This window comes from Methanobrevibacter sp., assembly GCF_045644645.1.
Lineage (GTDB): Archaea > Methanobacteriota > Methanobacteria > Methanobacteriales > Methanobacteriaceae > Methanocatella.
The window spans coordinates 1-17,692 of sequence record NZ_JAZRHE010000100.1 but is presented as its reverse complement, the minus strand read 5'-3'; the positions used below and the strand labels follow the sequence as shown (position 1 = coordinate 17,692).

19 protein-coding genes are annotated in these 17,692 nt (G+C 32.3%); 10 read left to right on the top strand and 9 right to left on the bottom strand.

Going from position 1 to position 17,692, the window contains the following annotated elements; all coding sequences use genetic code 11:
• From ACKI4K_RS05645 to ACKI4K_RS05630, 4 genes are all read left to right on the top strand, one after another.
• On the top strand, positions 1–1,587 hold a 1,587-nt coding region (locus ACKI4K_RS05645; protein ID WP_407423120.1), incomplete at its 5' end, for a glycosyltransferase family 39 protein.
• Position 1,588: 1 nt separating this feature from the next.
• Positions 1,589–2,755, top strand: coding sequence for a glycosyltransferase (locus ACKI4K_RS05640; protein ID WP_407423118.1), 1,167 nt, complete (start codon positions 1,589–1,591; stop codon positions 2,753–2,755).
• A gap of 69 nt (positions 2,756–2,824) precedes the next feature.
• Positions 2,825–4,357, top strand: a complete 1,533-nt coding sequence (locus ACKI4K_RS05635) for an NERD domain-containing protein (RefSeq protein WP_407423116.1) — start codon at positions 2,825–2,827, stop codon at positions 4,355–4,357.
• 165 nt (positions 4,358–4,522) lie between these two features.
• A complete protein-coding gene (locus tag ACKI4K_RS05630) occupies positions 4,523–4,705 on the top strand; it encodes a 4Fe-4S binding protein (RefSeq protein ID WP_407423114.1) in 183 nt (60 codons plus the stop codon).
• Positions 4,706–4,778: 73 nt separating this feature from the next.
• Here ACKI4K_RS05630 and ACKI4K_RS05625 read toward each other — a convergent pair whose 3' ends face one another.
• Positions 4,779–5,840 carry an N-acetylneuraminate synthase family protein gene (locus tag ACKI4K_RS05625; protein ID WP_407423112.1) on the bottom strand — a complete coding sequence of 354 codons (1,062 nt, stop codon included), beginning with the start codon at positions 5,838–5,840 and terminating at the stop codon, positions 4,779–4,781.
• A complete protein-coding gene (locus ACKI4K_RS05620; RefSeq protein WP_407423110.1) occupies positions 5,841–7,514 on the bottom strand; it encodes a cytidylyltransferase domain-containing protein in 1,674 nt (557 codons plus the stop codon). It abuts the gene before it with no gap.
• A gap of 85 nt (positions 7,515–7,599) precedes the next feature.
• On the opposite strand from ACKI4K_RS05620, the gene hypD reads away from it, so the two are divergent.
• Genes hypD through ACKI4K_RS05605 form a run of 3 tightly spaced genes read left to right on the top strand, consistent with a single transcriptional unit; the run spans position 7,600 to position 10,676 of the window.
• Complete coding sequence (gene hypD / locus ACKI4K_RS05615) at positions 7,600–8,652, top strand: hydrogenase formation protein HypD (RefSeq protein WP_407423108.1); 1,053 nt, start codon at positions 7,600–7,602, stop codon at positions 8,650–8,652.
• A gap of 1 nt (position 8,653) precedes the next feature.
• Complete coding sequence (locus tag ACKI4K_RS05610; protein WP_407423106.1) at positions 8,654–9,358, top strand: phosphoglycolate phosphatase; 705 nt, start codon at positions 8,654–8,656, stop codon at positions 9,356–9,358.
• 7 nt (positions 9,359–9,365) lie between these two features.
• Positions 9,366–10,676, top strand: coding sequence for a TldD/PmbA family protein (locus ACKI4K_RS05605; RefSeq protein WP_407423104.1), 1,311 nt, complete (start codon positions 9,366–9,368; stop codon positions 10,674–10,676).
• Between the two features lie 16 nt (positions 10,677–10,692).
• On the opposite strand, the gene ACKI4K_RS05600 is transcribed toward ACKI4K_RS05605, so the two are convergent.
• From ACKI4K_RS05600 to glp, 3 genes are read right to left on the bottom strand one after another with little or no spacing between them, the layout of a single operon-like run.
• Entirely contained in the window at positions 10,693–10,941 is a 249-nt protein-coding gene (locus tag ACKI4K_RS05600; RefSeq protein WP_407423102.1) for a hypothetical protein, read from the bottom strand.
• Positions 10,942–10,950: 9 nt separating this feature from the next.
• Positions 10,951–11,412 (bottom strand): GyrI-like domain-containing protein, encoded by a 462-nt coding sequence (locus ACKI4K_RS05595; RefSeq protein WP_407423100.1) that lies wholly within the window; start codon positions 11,410–11,412, stop codon positions 10,951–10,953.
• A gap of 26 nt (positions 11,413–11,438) precedes the next feature.
• Positions 11,439–12,662 (bottom strand): gephyrin-like molybdotransferase Glp, encoded by a 1,224-nt coding sequence (gene glp, locus ACKI4K_RS05590; protein ID WP_407423098.1) that lies wholly within the window; start codon positions 12,660–12,662, stop codon positions 11,439–11,441.
• Positions 12,663–12,770: 108 nt separating this feature from the next.
• Between glp and eif1A the strand changes: the two genes are divergently transcribed.
• Positions 12,771–13,076, top strand: a complete 306-nt coding sequence (gene eif1A / locus ACKI4K_RS05585; protein ID WP_292793457.1) for a translation initiation factor eIF-1A — start codon at positions 12,771–12,773, stop codon at positions 13,074–13,076.
• A 30-nt stretch (positions 13,077–13,106) separates the two neighbouring features.
• Positions 13,107–13,880, top strand: coding sequence for a serine protein kinase RIO (locus ACKI4K_RS05580; protein ID WP_407423096.1), 774 nt, complete (start codon positions 13,107–13,109; stop codon positions 13,878–13,880).
• A 60-nt stretch (positions 13,881–13,940) separates the two neighbouring features.
• Here the strand turns inward: ACKI4K_RS05580 and ACKI4K_RS05575 are convergent, their stop codons facing one another.
• The 3 genes from ACKI4K_RS05575 to ACKI4K_RS05565 form a co-directional block, all read right to left on the bottom strand.
• Positions 13,941–14,216, bottom strand: coding sequence for a hypothetical protein (locus ACKI4K_RS05575; protein WP_407423094.1), 276 nt, complete (start codon positions 14,214–14,216; stop codon positions 13,941–13,943).
• A 32-nt stretch (positions 14,217–14,248) separates the two neighbouring features.
• Entirely contained in the window at positions 14,249–14,650 is a 402-nt protein-coding gene (locus ACKI4K_RS05570; RefSeq protein ID WP_407423092.1) for a hypothetical protein, read from the bottom strand.
• A gap of 145 nt (positions 14,651–14,795) precedes the next feature.
• Positions 14,796–15,524, bottom strand: a complete 729-nt coding sequence (locus tag ACKI4K_RS05565) for a hypothetical protein (RefSeq protein ID WP_407423090.1) — start codon at positions 15,522–15,524, stop codon at positions 14,796–14,798.
• Between the two features lie 66 nt (positions 15,525–15,590).
• Between ACKI4K_RS05565 and ACKI4K_RS05560 the strand changes: the two genes are divergently transcribed.
• A complete protein-coding gene (locus ACKI4K_RS05560; RefSeq protein WP_407423088.1) occupies positions 15,591–15,992 on the top strand; it encodes an SWIM zinc finger domain-containing protein in 402 nt (133 codons plus the stop codon).
• Positions 15,993–16,007: 15 nt separating this feature from the next.
• Here the strand turns inward: ACKI4K_RS05560 and ACKI4K_RS05555 are convergent.
• Positions 16,008–17,692, bottom strand: a 1,685-nt coding sequence (locus ACKI4K_RS05555) for an SAP domain-containing protein (protein ID WP_407423086.1), incomplete at its 5' end; no start/stop codon positions are given.

The following is a 17,692-nucleotide window of genomic DNA, read 5'->3' as shown; positions in this document are numbered from 1 at the left end:
TTGAGTATGTTTCTAGAAGAATTTTCACTTGATAAGAAGGATAAATATATTCTAATATTAATTACCTTATTTAGTGTAATACTAACCGGATATTATATTAAATTCAACCAAAATTTAGGGATTTACTGTAGTGATGTTTATGTTTATCTTCTAAATGCAGTTTATTATACTGGCCACAATATCCAATCCACCAATAATATTTATCTATCCCCCGTAATATGTTTTTTAACATCAATATTGATGACAATTGGAATTAAAGATGCAACATCCATTCTTATAATAACCGGTTTATTTGCAATTATTGGAAATATAGGCCTTTATTTTCTTTTAAGAATAAAATTTGATAGCGTATTGAGTTTAACAGGAGTTATCCTATATGCAACATTTGCGCTTAATTTGACCTGGTTAGCCAATGGCACCATCGATATTCCCGGTGTGAGCATCACAATCTGGACAGTTATTTTTTTAATTCTGGCAGTCGATAAAAATCCGAAATATTACCTTTTTGCATTTCCAGCATTTGCCATTGCATTTTTTACAAGATACCAGATAATATTTATCCTGCCTGTCTTAATTCTATATTACCTATACAAAAAAGGATTTAAAATTGAAAAACAGGATTTAAAATACATTATCATTGGCGCTTTAATAGCAGGATTACTTTCAGCTATTATCCTGATTCCTGTAATAAACATGGGGCATGGAAGTTTTGAACCAACTAGCCAAATTTCAAGTGGAATTGGAGGAAATCACGGTCGTACTGTCGACCCGGCATATACAACGGATGTGGGATATTACCTAACCAATTTTTTAAACTTCATTTCTTCATCAAAAGTTACCTATGATCATATGACCCCTCATTTGGAAAATCCAACTGTATTATCCTTCCTGATTGTGGGAATCTTGACTATTGGAAGCATAATATTTATTTTAAAAAGAGATTATGAACTAAATAAAGAAAAACTGATTCCTCTTGCATTATTCATAATAGCTATTTTAACATTCAACAGAACCAGTTCTGTTGTAACCATTTCAATTACATTCCTTGGATTATTCCTAATCGGACGGAACAGCAAAAATCAAATGGGCCTTATGATGTTAAGTTGGATTTTGGTTAATCTGATTTTCTATAGCTACTATTCCCTTAAAGTCAATAGATATATAATTTCAGCAATTCCTCCTTTGATTTATTTGATTTTAGCAAGTATTGAACTAATCAATGAAAAAGTCAAAATAAACAAGAATATAATCCCTATCGTTTTGATAATACTATTTTTGGTACAGGGTTTCACCTTCTGCTTTACATTTGAACAAACAAATGATTTTACAGCCCCCCAAGAAATAAGCGAATATATAATTCATGAAAATCCGGATTATCAAAAATGCAAAATTGGTGTTTACAATGTCCGACCTTATCTATGGTATTTAGGTGAAAATGTAACGGGAATCCCTGCCAACAACCCTGAAAAAATAGATGAGAGCAATGTGAGTTATTATATCTCACATGTTAAAATAGATGGGTTGAATAACTATAATGAGATAAAAAATATTGATAGAATATACCTATATGAAAAAATAAGTGTTTAAAATGAATATTTTACATATAGTTCCTTCTTTTGCACCCTGCTTTTCAGCAGGAGGCGTGGTGAATGCATCATATCAAATAGCTAAAAAACAAGTGGAAAAGGGACATGATGTTTGTGTATATACTACTGATGGCTGTCAGGAAAGATTAAAATTTAAAGACAACTACAATGTTGATGTTGATGGAATAAAAGTTTTCTACTTTAAAAATATCTCAAATATTGTTAAAAATAGACTTACAATCGATACACCAATAAGTTCGATAAGTTATTTGAAAAAAACAATTGCGAATTTTGATATTATCCATATCCATGAACATAGGCACTCCCTAGCAGTTGCAGCACATAGGTATGCTATAAAAAATAATATTCCATATGTGTTACAGGCCCACGGATCTGTTCTTCCATTTTTCCAAAAAGAAAAACTAAAGGAAATTTTTGACGAAATAGAGGGATTTGATATTTTATACAATGCAAGCAAAGTTTTTGCCCTGACAGAAGTTGAAAAACAACAATACCTAAAAATGGGCGTTTCGCAACCAAAAATTGAAATTGTTCCTCTTGGAATCAATCTGGAGGAATATAAAACACTGCCACAAAAAGGCAAATTTAAATCCAAGTATGGAATCAATGAAAGTGAAAAATTAATCATGTTCCTTGGAAGAATCCATGAAATTAAAGGCTTGGATTTATTGATTAAATCATTTAATAAAATTTCAAAGGAAAATGTGAAATTAGCAATCATTGGCAGAGATTATGGATTTCTAAATGAAATCCAAACATTGATAAAACAATTTAATATCGAAGATAAGGTGATTTTTCCAGGAGTTTTAACTGGTGATGCAAAAAAAGAAGCATTGGTTGATTGTGACATCTTTGTTATGCCCTCAAGATACGAGTCATTTACAACAAGCGGGCTTGAAGCTATGGCCTGCTGCAAACCACTTATTTTAACTAAAAACAATCATATTCATGATTGGGTAGAAAACAGAGCGGGGCTTACATGCGAATTTAACGAAGAAGAATTGGCTAATTGCTTTGAAATATTATTAAATGATGAAATGTTATGTAAAAAATTTGGAATATCCGGCAGAACCCTGATTGAAACAAAATATGATTGGAATAAAATTGAAAAACAAATTTTCGACATATATCAAACATGTTTATACTAATTTTTAGAAAGATATATAATAAAAAAAATAAAAAAATAAATAACATAAAAATGCATTAAAGAGGATAATATGAAAGTTGTATGCTGTAAGAACTGTGGTGCAAAATACCAACTCGATGATGATGACGACATAACTACATTCGAGTGTTCTTCATGTGCAGGAGAGTTAGAATATTTAGAAGAGTATTCTGATGATGGTAAAAAATCCCGCTCTTCTTTTATGGATTCATTCAAGTATGATAATTCCTATATTGTCCAATGTGAAGACTGTGGACTGAAATATAAGATAAAAAGTAGTGATAACATACTTGATTATGAGTGTGATAGTTGTGGAGGTTCTCTAAGATATCTTGATGACAACATGAATGAGGAACTTGATAATTATCTCCAAGAAAGACAAAAAGAAGCTGAAAAATTCAGGGCACAAAACCAGACTCAAGAACAAACACCTGAAGAAACTGAAACCAGAACTAAAGATAACCTATCCTTAAAGTCATTTACCAATAGACTCGAAAACTTCTTTTCTGAAGAGCATTTGCTGCAAATTGCTGATGATGAGAAAAAAGAAGCAGGAGAAGATCTTAATAGTAAAACTGCAAGAACTACCATACCTAAATCAGTTTTATCAAAATTTGGAAGAGAATTTGCCGTGCCCAAAACAAATGATTACAACATCTTAAAGAATTTTCTTAAAGATGAATTCATGAAAGGAATGCGCGAATATTATCCAAATACTTATGATGAACCAACACCTAGCGGAAGTTTTCTTGATAGATTCAGTCTAAAAGAACCAAGCATGGGAACCAGTGAACCTAAAGAAGAGATTACTAAAGATCCGGATTTCAAATTTGATATTAAAAATATGGACACAACTTCAACAATAATAGGTATTGGAGCAGTTATTTTTGTTTTAAGTATAATCGAAATATTACTTATTAACAGCGGTATTGGTATTGTTACCCTATTCATTGGAGTAATTATTTTATGTTATGGATTATATAAAACTCGTGATGTAAAAGAATATGAAAAAAGAACAAGAATTATCAGAGAACATTTATTAACCTTGCCTGATGACTACTATGTCTTTTACAATGTTAAAACTCCAACATCCCCATCAAGTATCAACCATTTAGTCGTAGGTCCAACTGGAATTTATGCACTTCTCTCACAGAAATACAATCCAAAACTCAGACTAGAATCTGAAAATGAAAACCTGAATTTGATTGGGTCAAGTGAATCTGAAGAAGAAAAGATTGAAGAAATCCGAACTACCAACAACATTAGAAGATTCAGATACACAACCAAGCAAGCAAAATTCTCTCAGGACAATAAAATTAAACAAAAAGCATTGAGCCTAGGAGAAGATTTGATTAATTTCCTTAATGACAACAACATCAGAAATTGCTTTGTTGAACCATTAGTCGGATTTATAAACAATGAAGTGGTTGTAATAAATATGCCTTTAACCGATGAAGACTTATTTATTGAAGAATTGTTGAATAAAATCCAAACAAGCACTATTAAATTAGATCCTGAAACAATCGACAAATGTGCTGTATTAATCAACACCTATTCCGCCGATTGTTCATCAGAAATAATCTAATTTCTTTTTTTATTTTTAAATATTATAATTTAATCATAATAACAAATTTTAATTAAAATATGTTGAACACATTGAAAAAATATAAAAAATGAATGAAATTCCATTAATTTTAAAACATATGAGATACTAATAGAAAACAACAAAAAAATTTTTGGAGATTAAAAAATGGCTGAAGTGATAGTAGATTTTGATAAATGTGACAATTGCGGAGATTGTACTGATGTTTGTCCAATGGAAGTACTACTTCTCAAAGACGGAAAATTAACAATAAACGACCCAGATGAATGCAGTTACTGCGAAACCTGTGTTGATATGTGCCCTAATGAATGCATCACCATCAATGATTAAATCATTCATTAAAACTTTCTTCTTTTTTTATTTATCCTGAAACCAACACCCTAAAGAAACATTGAGACAGAAACTATTCCAACATTTCAAAATCAATTAAAGTGTCTTCACAAATATCCTTGGCAGCAGTTTTTCCAATGACATTATCCAAATCCGCCGGAGGAATTCCAGTGCCCGGCCTTTTAAATGTGATTTTTGACTTAGAAATGACTTCCCCTTTTTTGATATCAGTTTTTGCGACAATGGATCTTCTTGCTTCCTTTCTTGCAGAAGATTCGCATATCAATGGCTGCTTATTTATGCGCCCATTAATTTTAGACAAGAACACCACATTCTTTTTAAATTTATAGACGTCGCTTGGGTCCATTGCATGATAATGGTCATTGCCGGATAAAGACTTGTCTAACGTAAAATGCTTTTCCAGTATTGTGGCACCATAATTATATGCAGTTGTTAATACAACCATATTTACATCAGGTTTTGTATGATCAGAATAACCGATTTCGTAATTGGGGAAACTATTAACCAAATCCTTAATCATCAATAGATTTGCATCTTCATAAGCGGTCGGATACGATAAAACGCAATGCATAATAGCAATGTCAACAAGTGACACATCTTCAATTGCATTAACGGCATCCTTGATTTCCTTCATGGTCGCCGCACCGGTTGAAAGTAAAATCGGCTTATTTTTACTTGCAACATATTTAATAAACGGAATATTTGTTAAATCTGAAGAAGATATTTTGTAAACATCCATAAATTCATCCAGATAATCGGCAGACTCAAAATCAAAAGGTGTTGACATGAACATTATACCTACCTTCTTACAATACTCAGCCAATTCACGATATTCATCGACACCGAATTTATCAAATTTTTTGAACATTTCAAATTGAGAAACTATCTGTTCTTCCGATAAATCCCAGTAATCCTGAGAATTACGGGAAACAATGGTTTCCGCTTTATAAGATTGAAACTTAACTGCATCAACCCCACATCTTTTTGCCTCATCAATCATGAGCTTTGCAGCATCCATATCGGATATCCCCTCTTTTTTGGCAATATCATAAAAGTTAACACCAATCTCTGCAATCAAAAATGGTTGTTTATTAAATATTCTCAAAAGCAACACCTACTGAAATCTTTTATTTAAGACAAAATTCCTATATTGTTCCTTAACACTTGATTGAATATTCTCAAATCCATTCTTCAAGTCAATGGACAACATTTTTTCATTCATTTCCATTCTACGGTCGTAATCGTTGACCAACTCAATGAATTGATTCATGATTTCTGTTTCGTCAACATCCACTCCAAGACCCATATTAATGAATCCATTGTCATTGCTGGCAAATACGTGACTTTGTTCTCTTTCAGTCTGACATAAGCAAATCGTAGGAACTCCCAATGAGCAAATATCATATATTATCCTACTTGCAGATGTGAATATAATATCTGCTTTAAACATGAACTCGCTAATGCTTGGCACGTCCGTGTAAACTTGAATGGAATGATTGGATTCTATTTTAGAAATCAGACCTTCTTTATCAGGATATCCCAATCCCAAGATAACATTAATTCTGCCTTCAAAATTAGTTTTAAGAATGGAATTCAGAACCTTTTCTGTTAAATTGTTGGAATCAGTTCCTCCAAAAGCAATCAAAACATTGTTTACTCCTTGAGTAATGATCTTTTTAGGTTGGAAGTAGAATTCATCTTTTAAAATGAAATATTTGTGACCGGTGAAAATGTGATTTTGATTCAAATCATGCTCATATAATGAATCAAAAACCATATCGGCAACCTCACTGCCCTTGCCCAAATCCTCAAAATTAACAACAAAATAACCATAACTTCTCAGCTTGAGAATATAATCGGTTGTAGTATCCAAAATATCATTAATAACAATATGAGGACCATATTGAGCTAATTTATTAAACAAATCATCATCACCCTTATAAACCTCATAAGGGAACTTATAACGATCTAAAATATCAATTCCCAATTGATGAGAGCCATCAAGCAAAAATAAAACATCATGGAAAAATAACCTGGAGGCGATTGACAGGCACCTATAAACATGGCCGGTCCCAATTTCATTATTGGCATTTACCACAATGGCTATCCTCTTCTTTTGGAGATAATTTTCTGCAATAGACCAATTCTCAAAGTTTTCAATGTTAACACTTTCTTCCCGTGATACCTCAATTAAATCAACGTTTGTCCCAAGACAAGAATCTTCATGAACAAAAGACCTTCTTGTAGCTAAAATAGCTCCGGTTTCTTTAAATGATTTCGGCAAAAGCTGCCTATCAACCCGTTGAGAATAAATTGGGAAATACCTATTGTTATCCTCATCATATCCCCAATTCAAATGCCTATCATCCACAACAGAAATCACGCTGTCAACAGAAAAATCTTTAAATTTTTCAATAGCATTATCTAAAGTTGATGGTTTGATTAATGGAGAAGTGGGTTGAAGAGTAATCACAATATCATATTCATCAAAAGCCAATTTTTCTTTTTGAACCATTGCATTATAAATAACTGGCTCTAAAGGTATATTATCATCAGACAAATTATGAGAACGCCTGACAACGCTAGCACCAAACTTTTCAGCAATTAATGCAATTTCAGAGTCATCAGTAGTTAATACAACATCATCCACATACTGAGATGACCTGGCAGTGCCGATTGCATAAGAAATTAAAGGCCTATTGTTTAACAGCCTAATGTTCTTACGAGGAATTCCCTTAGAACCGCCCCGAGCCGGAATAACTACCAAAATTTTATTATTATCAAACATATCAATCCCTAAAAATTACAATAAAATTTAATTAATCTAATAGAATAATATATCTATAATATAATATTAAATCTTCGGTGTTAATATGAAAAATATGTCAAAAGAATTAATAGATAGAATAAATAATTTAGCCACACCCGTAAAGATAATGCACGTCTGCGGCTCTCACGAACACACAATAATGGAAAATGGGATAAGAAGCCTCCTTCCTGACGAAGTGGAAATTGTTGCAGGTCCAGGATGTCCTGTTTGTGTAGTTCCGTCACGTGAAATTGATGAAGCTTTAGAACTTATTGACAAAGGAGTTACAATCACCACCTTTGGAGACATGTTAAGAGTTCCCGGTTCAAATTCGTCACTTGCAGATGCAAAAGCTGAAGGGGGAGATGTAAGAGTAGTATATGGAATTAACAGAGCTATTGAAATAGCTGAAAAGGAAGATAATGATGTAGTATTTATTGCAGCGGGATTTGAAACCACTGCACCAACAACCGCAGCGGAAATATTATCAAAACCGCCAGAAAACTTCTCAATACTTTCATGCCACAGACTAATACCACCGGCAATTGACTTTTTAATTAATTCCGGGCAAACCAACTTAAACGCTTTAATTCAACCGGGACATGTCTGTACAATAATAGGAACCAGACCCTTCGAGTACTTCTCAACAGACTTCGGAATTCCACAGGCCGTAGCTGGATTTAATCCTTTAGACATATTAATGTCTGTCTATATGATTTTAAGACAGATTCATAATGAAACACCGAAAATTGATAATGAATATTCAAGAGCAGTGCGTGAAGAAGGAAATGTGATTGCCCAGGACATGATTGAGCAAGTATTTGATGTGACTTCCCGCGAATGGAGAGGATTTCCCAAAATTCCGAATTCAATCTTAGAAATCAAAGATGAATTTAGTGAATTCAATGCCCGTGAAAAATATGACATTGAAGTAAAGGATGTTACAGAAGCTCCAAAAGGATGCATATGTGGACCTATCTTAAGAGGACTTGCCCGTCCCGAAGATTGTAAGCTATTCAGAAATGAATGCAACCCACTCCATCCAATCGGTGCATGCATGGTAAGTAAAGAAGGAACCTGCAATATTGCACACAGATACTCAAAAAGAAAGGGATAATATGACTATAGAAGCAATAGCAGTAGACATCGACGGAACAATAACTGACGAAAAAAGACAAATATGCATATCCGCCATTGAAGCTTTAAGAAAAGCCGAAGCAAAAGGAATCCCAACAATAATCGTTACCGGGAATGTAGTGAATTATGCATATGCAACAGAGGTGCTTATTGGTTGTAGCGGTGGGCTTGTAGCAGAAAACGGAGGAATTGTTTTTAAAGAAGGAGAAAACAACAACGCCGTTGAAACATTAGTCGAAAGAGACTTCGTTAACTCTGCCGAATCACACCTTAAGGAAAAATTAGGTGAAAAATTCAACCGGCATGCATCCCATGACAACATGTACAGATTAACAGAAACCGTATTCTACAAAACCATAAAACGGGAAGAACTTGAAGATGCCCTTAAAGATTTTAAATATTTAGAACAGCTTGAAATTTATGACAGCGGCTTTGCGCTCCACATAACCGACAAAAGAGTGAATAAAGGAACTTCACTTAAATATCTATGTGAAAGAAATGGAATAAATATGGAAAATGTGATGGCTATTGGAGATAGCCAGAACGATGAGGATTTCCTAAAACAGGCAGGTTATAAAATAGCTGTCGGCAATGCTGAAGAAAAATTAAAGGAAATGAGCACATACACATGTGAAAAATTCTTTGGTGATGGAGTGGCTGAAGCCATTGAAAAATTTGCACTATAGTGATAATATGTTATATGAAATAGCGGAAATTGCAAAAAAAGAAGTGGAAAACGATTGTGATGCTTACGAAATATATCTTGATGAATCAAAATCAATAGAACTCGATTCCAGAAAAGAAGAATTGAATTTTGCAAAAGAGGAAATAGAAAAAGGAATTGGCATTCGGGTAATCAAAGATAACAAGATTGGTTTTGCATTCACTTCAAACTTGGAAAAAATAGCCAAAACCGCCAAGCAGGCCATTGAAAACAGCAAGTTAAATAAATCTGATGAAAACTATGCATTTTCACAAGTGGGACCCGTACACGATGTCAAAGATGTTTATGATAAAAAATTCAATGATTTGGATGTTGATGAATCCGTCGAATTATTGAAAAGTGTTATCTCACAGGCAAGCGACAGCGGATGTGAAGTAACAGGGTCAGGATTTTCCGCAAGCGCCGGCAAATCATTAATCATGAATTCGAATGGAGTTTCCATTGAAAATGTAGGAACCGGCTTCGGCATGGGATTGTCTGTAACCATCCAAAAAGAAGGCCAAATTGCAACCGCCTACAATTCTGTATCCTCAAGATTCTACGACTTGGATGGTGAAAAATTAGCAAATGAAGTATGTGACTTGGCTAAAAGTTCCCTTGACACTAAACCTATTGAAACCAACGATTATGATGTTGCATTAGATTATTATGCTGCAACCGGACTTCTTCAAACATTCTTAAATGCATTTGACGGTGAAAATGTAAGAAGGGGAAGATCCATACTAAAAGACAAGATCGGCAGTGAAATAGCAAATCCGACACTTTCAATTATTGACAATCCCCTTTTGGAAAAAGGTATGTATTCATCAAAATGTGATGGGGAGGGAAGCGTTTCAAAACAAACTGACCTAATCAAGGATGGTGTTTTAAATTCATTCCTATACGACATTTACACCGCCAACAAAGAATGTGTTGAATCCACATCAAATGGATATCGAGGAAGCTATTTGACAACACCAATGATTTCTCCATCAAATCTTGAGTTTAAATTCAGCGAAATGAAGGATTTATCTGAAATTGACAAAGGAATGCTGACTACCAGCGTGCTTGGAGCCCACACGGCAAATCCAATTTCCGGTGACTTTTCAGTGGAAGCGAGCAATGCATTCAAAATAGAAAATGGAGAATTGACTGACCCAATTAATAAGGCAATGATTTCCGGAAATATCTTTGAAATCATGAAAAAAGTAGAAGGTCTAAACACAGAAATTAAACAATATGGGTCATTCATCATCCCTAAACTATTAGTGCATGACTTAAGAGTTGTTGGGCAGAATTAAAAAAAGAGAGAAAATATTAAATTTTCTTTAATTTTTCTCTATATCTGTCAATGGTTGATGAAGAATAGTCTGTAGCCAAATAATTTCCCAAATCTTTTTTATATTCATCAAAATCTTTAATCTTTTGATTGGTAATTTTATCTATATCATTATCCAATCTTTTTATTTGCTTTTCAAAAGCAAATTCAGATTTTCTAATGTTAATATTTGTCTTTCTTGAAATCTTTTCGATTTCCTCATCAATATCTATCTCTTCTTTAGACATGACATCACCTTACATTTCTATAATAGGCAATTGAATTTCAGTTACAAAATCTTTTTCATCATCACAATTATGGAAATTCTTTATTAGAACCTCTTTTGGAGAACCGATGATATGATAGTTATTTTTTTGGGCGACATCCACCAGTTCCGCATAAGTGTCCAAAATATTGTCTGAGGGACCATAGTGTATTCCTGATAAAACTTTATTCTCTATCATATCAACGACACGAATCATATCCTTTTCATCTGCATCTTCCTTAATTACAATACTAACATCATATACGGCATCCCCCTGATTTACTTCATGTCTCGGGGAGAAATAAACAACAAATGGTTGGCCTTCATATTCTATTTCTTCGGCATCAACCCAACCCATTATCTTAGAAACCAAAATGTCCAAATCAGTGATCGGACCCTTATAATTAATAACTCCTAATTTTTGTTCTGGAATTATCTTTACTTCATAATCCATAGTTACACCTTACTTTAATTATGCTTTTAATTAAATAAATAAACTTCTACTTCTTCCCCTTCATCCAATAGTTCCACCAATTTAGGAATTCTGACATAACCGTCTGCGGTGGAAAGAGAGAAAATCGCTCCGGAATCTTTAAAAATAGGATGCACTTCACTACCATCAACTTTAACGAGCTGATATTGCATTCTTCCGACTTGAGAATGGATTCTGCGAGTCATGATCCCCCTAACTGTTTTCAATTCAAAGTCATTATCGATACCCGCCAATCTTGACAGCGGCTCTGCAACAAATGCATTGAATATCATTAAAGCGGAAACCGGATTTCCCGGAAGTCCAATGACAATCTTCTCATTAATGACACCAACAATAGTTGGTTTGCCTGGCTGTACTGAAATTCCATGAATGTGAACTTCACCCAACTCATCCAAAACATGCTTCAAGACATCCCCAAGGCCTGCTGAAGTTCCACCAGAACAGAATAATATGTCAACTTCTTTTAGGGATTCCGTGATTTTTTCTTTCACTTCATCATAATCATCCCTCATGACGCCTAAAAATCTAGCATCGGCACCACAGGAAATGGCATCGGATTTAATCATTCCGCCATTTACATCATAGATTTTTCCATATTCAAGCTCTTCGCCCTGAAGTGTAATCTCATTACCGGAAGAGACTATGCCCACAGTAGGTTTTTTATAAACTTCAATAGTTTCAAAACCCTGTGAAAGTAAAACTCCAATTTTACCGGGATTTAAAAAGTCCCCCTTCTTTAGAATCAGCTTGCCTTCTTCAATGTCAGATCCTTTTTTGGCAACATCCTGAGACGGAGTGGCTGTAGTTAATAAATTGACCTTATCATCAAATTTTTCAGCATATTCGACCATTACAACAGCTTCAGCACCTTCAGGCATTGCAGCACCAGTGCTGATTTCAATGCACTTACCCTTTTCGACTTTTTTATCAGTGGTTGAACCTGCCTCTAAAAAGTCAATTACATCCAAAGTGTTTGGAGACTCTTCTGAAGCTCCAAAACTGTCGCTTGAAAGAATAGCAAATCCATCTTTTAGTGCTTTATCAAATGGAGGGAAATCCATTCTTGAATAAACATCCTCGAATAAAATTCTTCCATAAGCTTCACTAACATCAATTTCTTCACTTTGAGGTTTTAAATTATCATCAAACAATTTTTGAATGATATCAATAGCTTCATCACATTCTTTAATTTTTAAAAATTCAGTTCCCATAATTAACGCCTTTCATATAAAATCCAATAAATTAATATATAGTATATCAATAAATATATAAATAATTTAATCTTATGGAGAAACGTATTATTATTTGGAGGAGAGTATTTGTCTAAGCCTAATCAAAATCAACAACAAGAGTATAGAAGAGTAAGAACTCCTAAAAAAGGAGAAATACCTGGAGTAGTTGAACAAATTATGGGACACGGAAAATTAAAAGTCCGTTGTGCTGATGGAAATATAAGAATGACCAGAATCCCTGGAAAAATGAAAAAACGTATTTGGATTCGTGAAGGGGATGTAATCCTTGTAAAACCATGGGACTTTCAATCCGATGAAAAAGCTGATGTAATTTGGAGGTACACAAAAACCGAATCCAATTGGCTTGAAAGAAAAGGCTATCTTAAAATGTAAGCCTTTTTATAACTTATTTTTTTGATTTAAATGGATCGCAAAGTAGCTAAAGCAGATGCAAAATACCAGAAATTACATTCACAAAAAAGAAAAAAGGACAGTTCAGACAGAAAGGTCGGAAATGAAATTTTTGATAAGCTAACGCTGGAAACTCTGTACAAATTAGCTAACCAGGGCCACATAGATATTTTAAATGGGGCCATCAGTACCGGCAAGGAAGCAAATGTTCTTACGGGAGTTACCGATGATGAACAATTTGTAGCGGTCAAAATTTACAGGATAGCCACTTCAGATTTTAAAAAGATGGACTATTACCTGAAAGGCGATCCTAGATTCAACATTAAAACCAAAAACAAAAGGAAAATCATCTATTCTTGGGTTACAAAGGAATTTAAAAACCTGACAAGATTATACAATGCAGGAGTAAAAGTTCCACAACCCATTACAAGTTCCAACAATGTCCTGCTTATAGAATTTATAGGTGATGAAGAAGGAAACCCCGCACAGCCAGTTAAAAACCAGCCCCCACACAATCCTGAAGAATTTTTCAATAAGCTGCTTGTACAACTGAAGCTATTTGTAAATGAAGCAAAATTGGTTCATGGAGATCTATCCAACTACAACATCCTAAACCTAAATGAAGAACCTGTCATAATTGATGTTTCACAATCAGTGGTTTTGGACAACCCTATTTCAAAAGAACTTCTTGAAAGGGATATCAACACACTTGTTCGCGAGTACACAAAATTAGGTGTGAAAACTAGTTTTGAAGAAATTTGGGAATATGTCGACCCCAAATTTTAGATAATCCCATTATGAATTCTAATCCATTACTAATCTTTGAAAGAAATAAATTTAACCCAGTTAAAGAATATCACTTATATTTTTAGTTTTTAATTCTTCATCAATTTTTTTCGGATCGGATTCCAATAACTTTATTAATTTTTCTAATCTGGACGCAAATAATAAATCATCATAATTAAAGTTAAACTCTTTAAAAACAAATTTATTTGGATATTTTTCTTCAAATTCATTTTTATCATATTCACTGCAAAAACCATATCTTTTACCGTTAAAATAAACTTCATAATAAATGTATTTCTCCAAATATAACAAAGTTTGTTGAGGAGTCAATCCCATGATTATCAAATCCCATTAATTTATATTTAAGTTTAAAACCTTTCGTTTTCAATTAAACAGTTCACTTCATTACAACTTTCACATTTTGGAACTTTAACATCTTTTAAAATTTCTTTAAAATTTTTTCTATCCCTATGGCGAAAATCGTCACTGAATAATGATTCACCACCATATTCCACTCTACTTTCAAAATCAATTTTTTTAAAGCCGAACATTTTAACTAATGTATTTTGAAGGCTTTCATCAAAAAACAAAACACCAATATCCAAATGACATGGAAAATTTAGATAAGTATCGTAATCTTCTTCGACATATGTTTTGATTGCTTTTATAACCATTTCATCCAATTCTTTTGAAGTGAATTTTTTCCAGTACATTAGTTCAAAAGCATATTGCTCTTCAAAATCTACTGACTCAAATTTGTAGTAATACATGAAAATAATTTATTATTCATGACCTATTTAAAGTTTTAGGTTCAAAATTGACCCCATTTCATAAAATTATTGTGAAAAAAACATAATATATAAAATTAACTATTCAGACGTCTGTAAAATATTAAAAAGTAATCATGCAATTTAATTATAAATAACTTACTATTTCACTTGTAGCTCTTTCAAGTGATTTTCTCTCATCTGAAGTTAGATAAATTGAATCTTCCAAAATATAAACATACTCCATGAAATCTTCCACCAATCCATACCATGAATCATGACATACTGCCAAATCATCCCCCAATATTTCAGCTATCTTTTCAACTAAACTACATGCAAATGAATGTTCTCTCATCCCAAGTATTTTTGGCAGTTCATTGTTCATGAACTCATATAATGCATATTCCATCATGTCAATATTGTAAATTCCAAAATCTGCAAAGGATCTGTCTTCACCTGAGCAAAATACTTGATTTAATTTATCAATGTAATACTGTTTATCAATTACAGATTCTTGGCCAAATTTATCTAAAAAAGCCTTTTTAAGTTTTGGATTTTGTTTCATCTCATTTTTCAGAAAATCACGAAGCTGATTTTCATCAATTGAACTTATCAAATCATTTTCACTTTGACTGCCTTTTAACAATTCCGGGGTTTTTTCAATGTAAAATATTAATGCTGCTTCATGTTTGCAAGTATATTCTGATTTGCAGTTACATGAAACATAATGAGGAGAGTGAAAAACAATTGGGGCTATTACTTCAAAATCATCAACTTTGGCAATAATTTCCCCATCTTCAACATGTGTAATTTCTACTTCACAATTTTCTGCTTCATCTAATGATTTCTCCTCAAAACTTAACTGCCAACCTTTCATATAAATATATATTTACTGATTAGATAAATAGTGTTTATGTAAAAATTATTTAAATGAAGTGATTTTATGATTGATGGATATGAGTGGCAACTGGATTTTCACTATCGTGAAAACGGAACTGGTAAAAACTATTACAAATCAGGACGTGTCAAATTTATTGAGAAAAAGGGAAACACGGTTAATGCAATTGTTTTAGATGATTACAAGTTTAAAGTAAAAATTAAATTATGTGACGATAAATATGTTGATTCCATTTCATGCGAATGTGGTGAGCAATCCTGTAAACATATGGCCGCATGTCTCCACCTATTGTCAAATGAAGAAGTTCCAGACAATGAAAATAAATTTATAGAAATTGAGGGCTCCCTTGACAATTTAAAAGATGATGAATTAACCAACTTTGTTAAAAACCAATTGATAAGTGATTATAATTTCTATAAAGAGTTTAAAGAGGAATTTAAACCATGAAAATCCAACTACAAATTATTTAAAATAATCATTTAAATCCGTCTGAAGAGTATCGTCAATTCGATTTTTCCTAAAGTACCTATCTTTAACTTCTTTATTAATTAATTTCAAATCTTCATGATTATTCAATAGTCTTTCAAGAAGGATTTTAGCATCATCTTTTGAAACAATACTCCTATTAAACTTAAAATAATCCCAAGATTTTTCAAATGACTCCTTTAAAATTTCAATTGAAAATTCATCTTTCAATAACCTTAAATTACCTATATTTTCTTGGTTTAACGGCATATAATACTTATAATAAGATTTATCCAAATAGACTGGATTGATTGATAAACAAAATCTTATCATTTCCCATTTTAGTGCATCATCTAGATTTTCATCCAATTCTGCAAATATTGCTTTAGCAGAAAAACAATTTATCAAATAATCAAAATCCATTTTCTTCTTAGCCAGTTTAATATGTTCATCAAGATATTTTGAAACGATTACATTGAAATTCCCATCATTAACATCATGAAATCTTTTAAAATCATCGAAATCAAACTTGCTTAAAAAATTCATGTAAAGTTCAATCCATGAATAATCATTTAAATAATCTTTACCCTTTCGGGTTAAAAATAACTTATCTGAGACAAATTCATCCAATGAAATATCACTTTCACCAATTCTATCAATTAACTCCTGTTTTCTTCCTGAAACTTTTAATCCATTATTCCTTAAAATATCTTTCAATTCATCGACTGTTAAATCATTATTAGCAAAATCAGACCAATTTTCTTTAGTAATTTCATAAGTAACATATCCTTCACTAAATAACAATTCAGAAAATATGTCTTGAGGCAATTTTAGATTGTTTATTATAAGAAATGCCAAATCTAAATTATAATATTCATCAATGAATTTTAAAATTTTAAATTGATCTAAATCATAACTTGTAGGATATTCTTTTCCATAATTAATATTTTGAAGCTTATATTTCCAATCTAATCTTTCTAATAATTCCGACAAGGAAGAGAATGTATTTCCTTCATCAATGATTAATCTATCTCCAAAATCATCATCTATAAAATCAGAATCGGGTTCATAAAACAGATTATAACCGCAGATTTGACATGATTCGTCCGATAAATTTATTGGGTTGTAACAATATGGACATATATTTGTATTCAACTGAAAAATATCCAATATGTCTATTTGTGAATCCAAATCGTTTAGGAAAAAGTTAAAACGGGTGATTATTCCATCATCTGTAACTTCACCATGTTCATATTCTTCTGTTAAAACATCCTTAATTTTCTGAGCTTTATTTTTAGAAATTATTCCATCATCAATCATATCTTGCATATAACCTGAAAATTCTTCGCCATGCCCTACAACTATATCAAATCCCAATTGAGACTTCGACAATTTATCTTTTAAATCAAACATTATTTGAGTGAATTCTTCAGAATTCCGAAGAAATAAATCTTTGATTTCATTAAAATAATTATTACTTAATGATTTACGTTTTCCATACTCCTTAAAATCATTTTCAAGTTCTTGATGATAATAAATAATATTTCGTCCAGGAGTTGAGATATCCCTAAGAAATAAACTGGAACGAATATCCAAATCATATATATTAGAAGACATTATTTGCTCATCATCAAATTCTTCATTAGAATTGGATAATATATCATCATTTTTAAAATTAAAGC

What these genes read in the sequence shown, in the direction of transcription:
- ACKI4K_RS05640 (WP_407423118.1), top strand. Translation starts at nt 1,589, where the DNA reads ATGAATATTTTACATATAGTTCCTTCTTTTGCACCCTGCTTTTCAGCA.
- ACKI4K_RS05635 (WP_407423116.1), top strand. Translation starts at nt 2,825, where the DNA reads ATGAAAGTTGTATGCTGTAAGAACTGTGGTGCAAAATACCAACTCGAT.
- ACKI4K_RS05630 (WP_407423114.1), top strand. Translation starts at nt 4,523, where the DNA reads ATGGCTGAAGTGATAGTAGATTTTGATAAATGTGACAATTGCGGAGAT.
- ACKI4K_RS05620 (WP_407423110.1), bottom strand. Translation starts at nt 7,514, where the DNA reads ATGTTTGATAATAATAAAATTTTGGTAGTTATTCCGGCTCGGGGCGGT.
- hypD (WP_407423108.1), top strand. Translation starts at nt 7,600, where the DNA reads ATGAAAAATATGTCAAAAGAATTAATAGATAGAATAAATAATTTAGCC.
- ACKI4K_RS05610 (WP_407423106.1), top strand. Translation starts at nt 8,654, where the DNA reads ATGACTATAGAAGCAATAGCAGTAGACATCGACGGAACAATAACTGAC.
- ACKI4K_RS05605 (WP_407423104.1), top strand. Translation starts at nt 9,366, where the DNA reads ATGTTATATGAAATAGCGGAAATTGCAAAAAAAGAAGTGGAAAACGAT.
- ACKI4K_RS05600 (WP_407423102.1), bottom strand. Translation starts at nt 10,941, where the DNA reads ATGTCTAAAGAAGAGATAGATATTGATGAGGAAATCGAAAAGATTTCA.
- ACKI4K_RS05595 (WP_407423100.1), bottom strand. Translation starts at nt 11,412, where the DNA reads ATGGATTATGAAGTAAAGATAATTCCAGAACAAAAATTAGGAGTTATT.
- glp (WP_407423098.1), bottom strand. Translation starts at nt 12,662, where the DNA reads ATGGGAACTGAATTTTTAAAAATTAAAGAATGTGATGAAGCTATTGAT.
- ACKI4K_RS05580 (WP_407423096.1), top strand. Translation starts at nt 13,107, where the DNA reads ATGGATCGCAAAGTAGCTAAAGCAGATGCAAAATACCAGAAATTACAT.
- ACKI4K_RS05575 (WP_407423094.1), bottom strand. Translation starts at nt 14,216, where the DNA reads ATGGGATTGACTCCTCAACAAACTTTGTTATATTTGGAGAAATACATT.
- ACKI4K_RS05570 (WP_407423092.1), bottom strand. Translation starts at nt 14,650, where the DNA reads ATGTATTACTACAAATTTGAGTCAGTAGATTTTGAAGAGCAATATGCT.
- ACKI4K_RS05565 (WP_407423090.1), bottom strand. Translation starts at nt 15,524, where the DNA reads ATGAAAGGTTGGCAGTTAAGTTTTGAGGAGAAATCATTAGATGAAGCA.
- ACKI4K_RS05560 (WP_407423088.1), top strand. Translation starts at nt 15,591, where the DNA reads ATGATTGATGGATATGAGTGGCAACTGGATTTTCACTATCGTGAAAAC.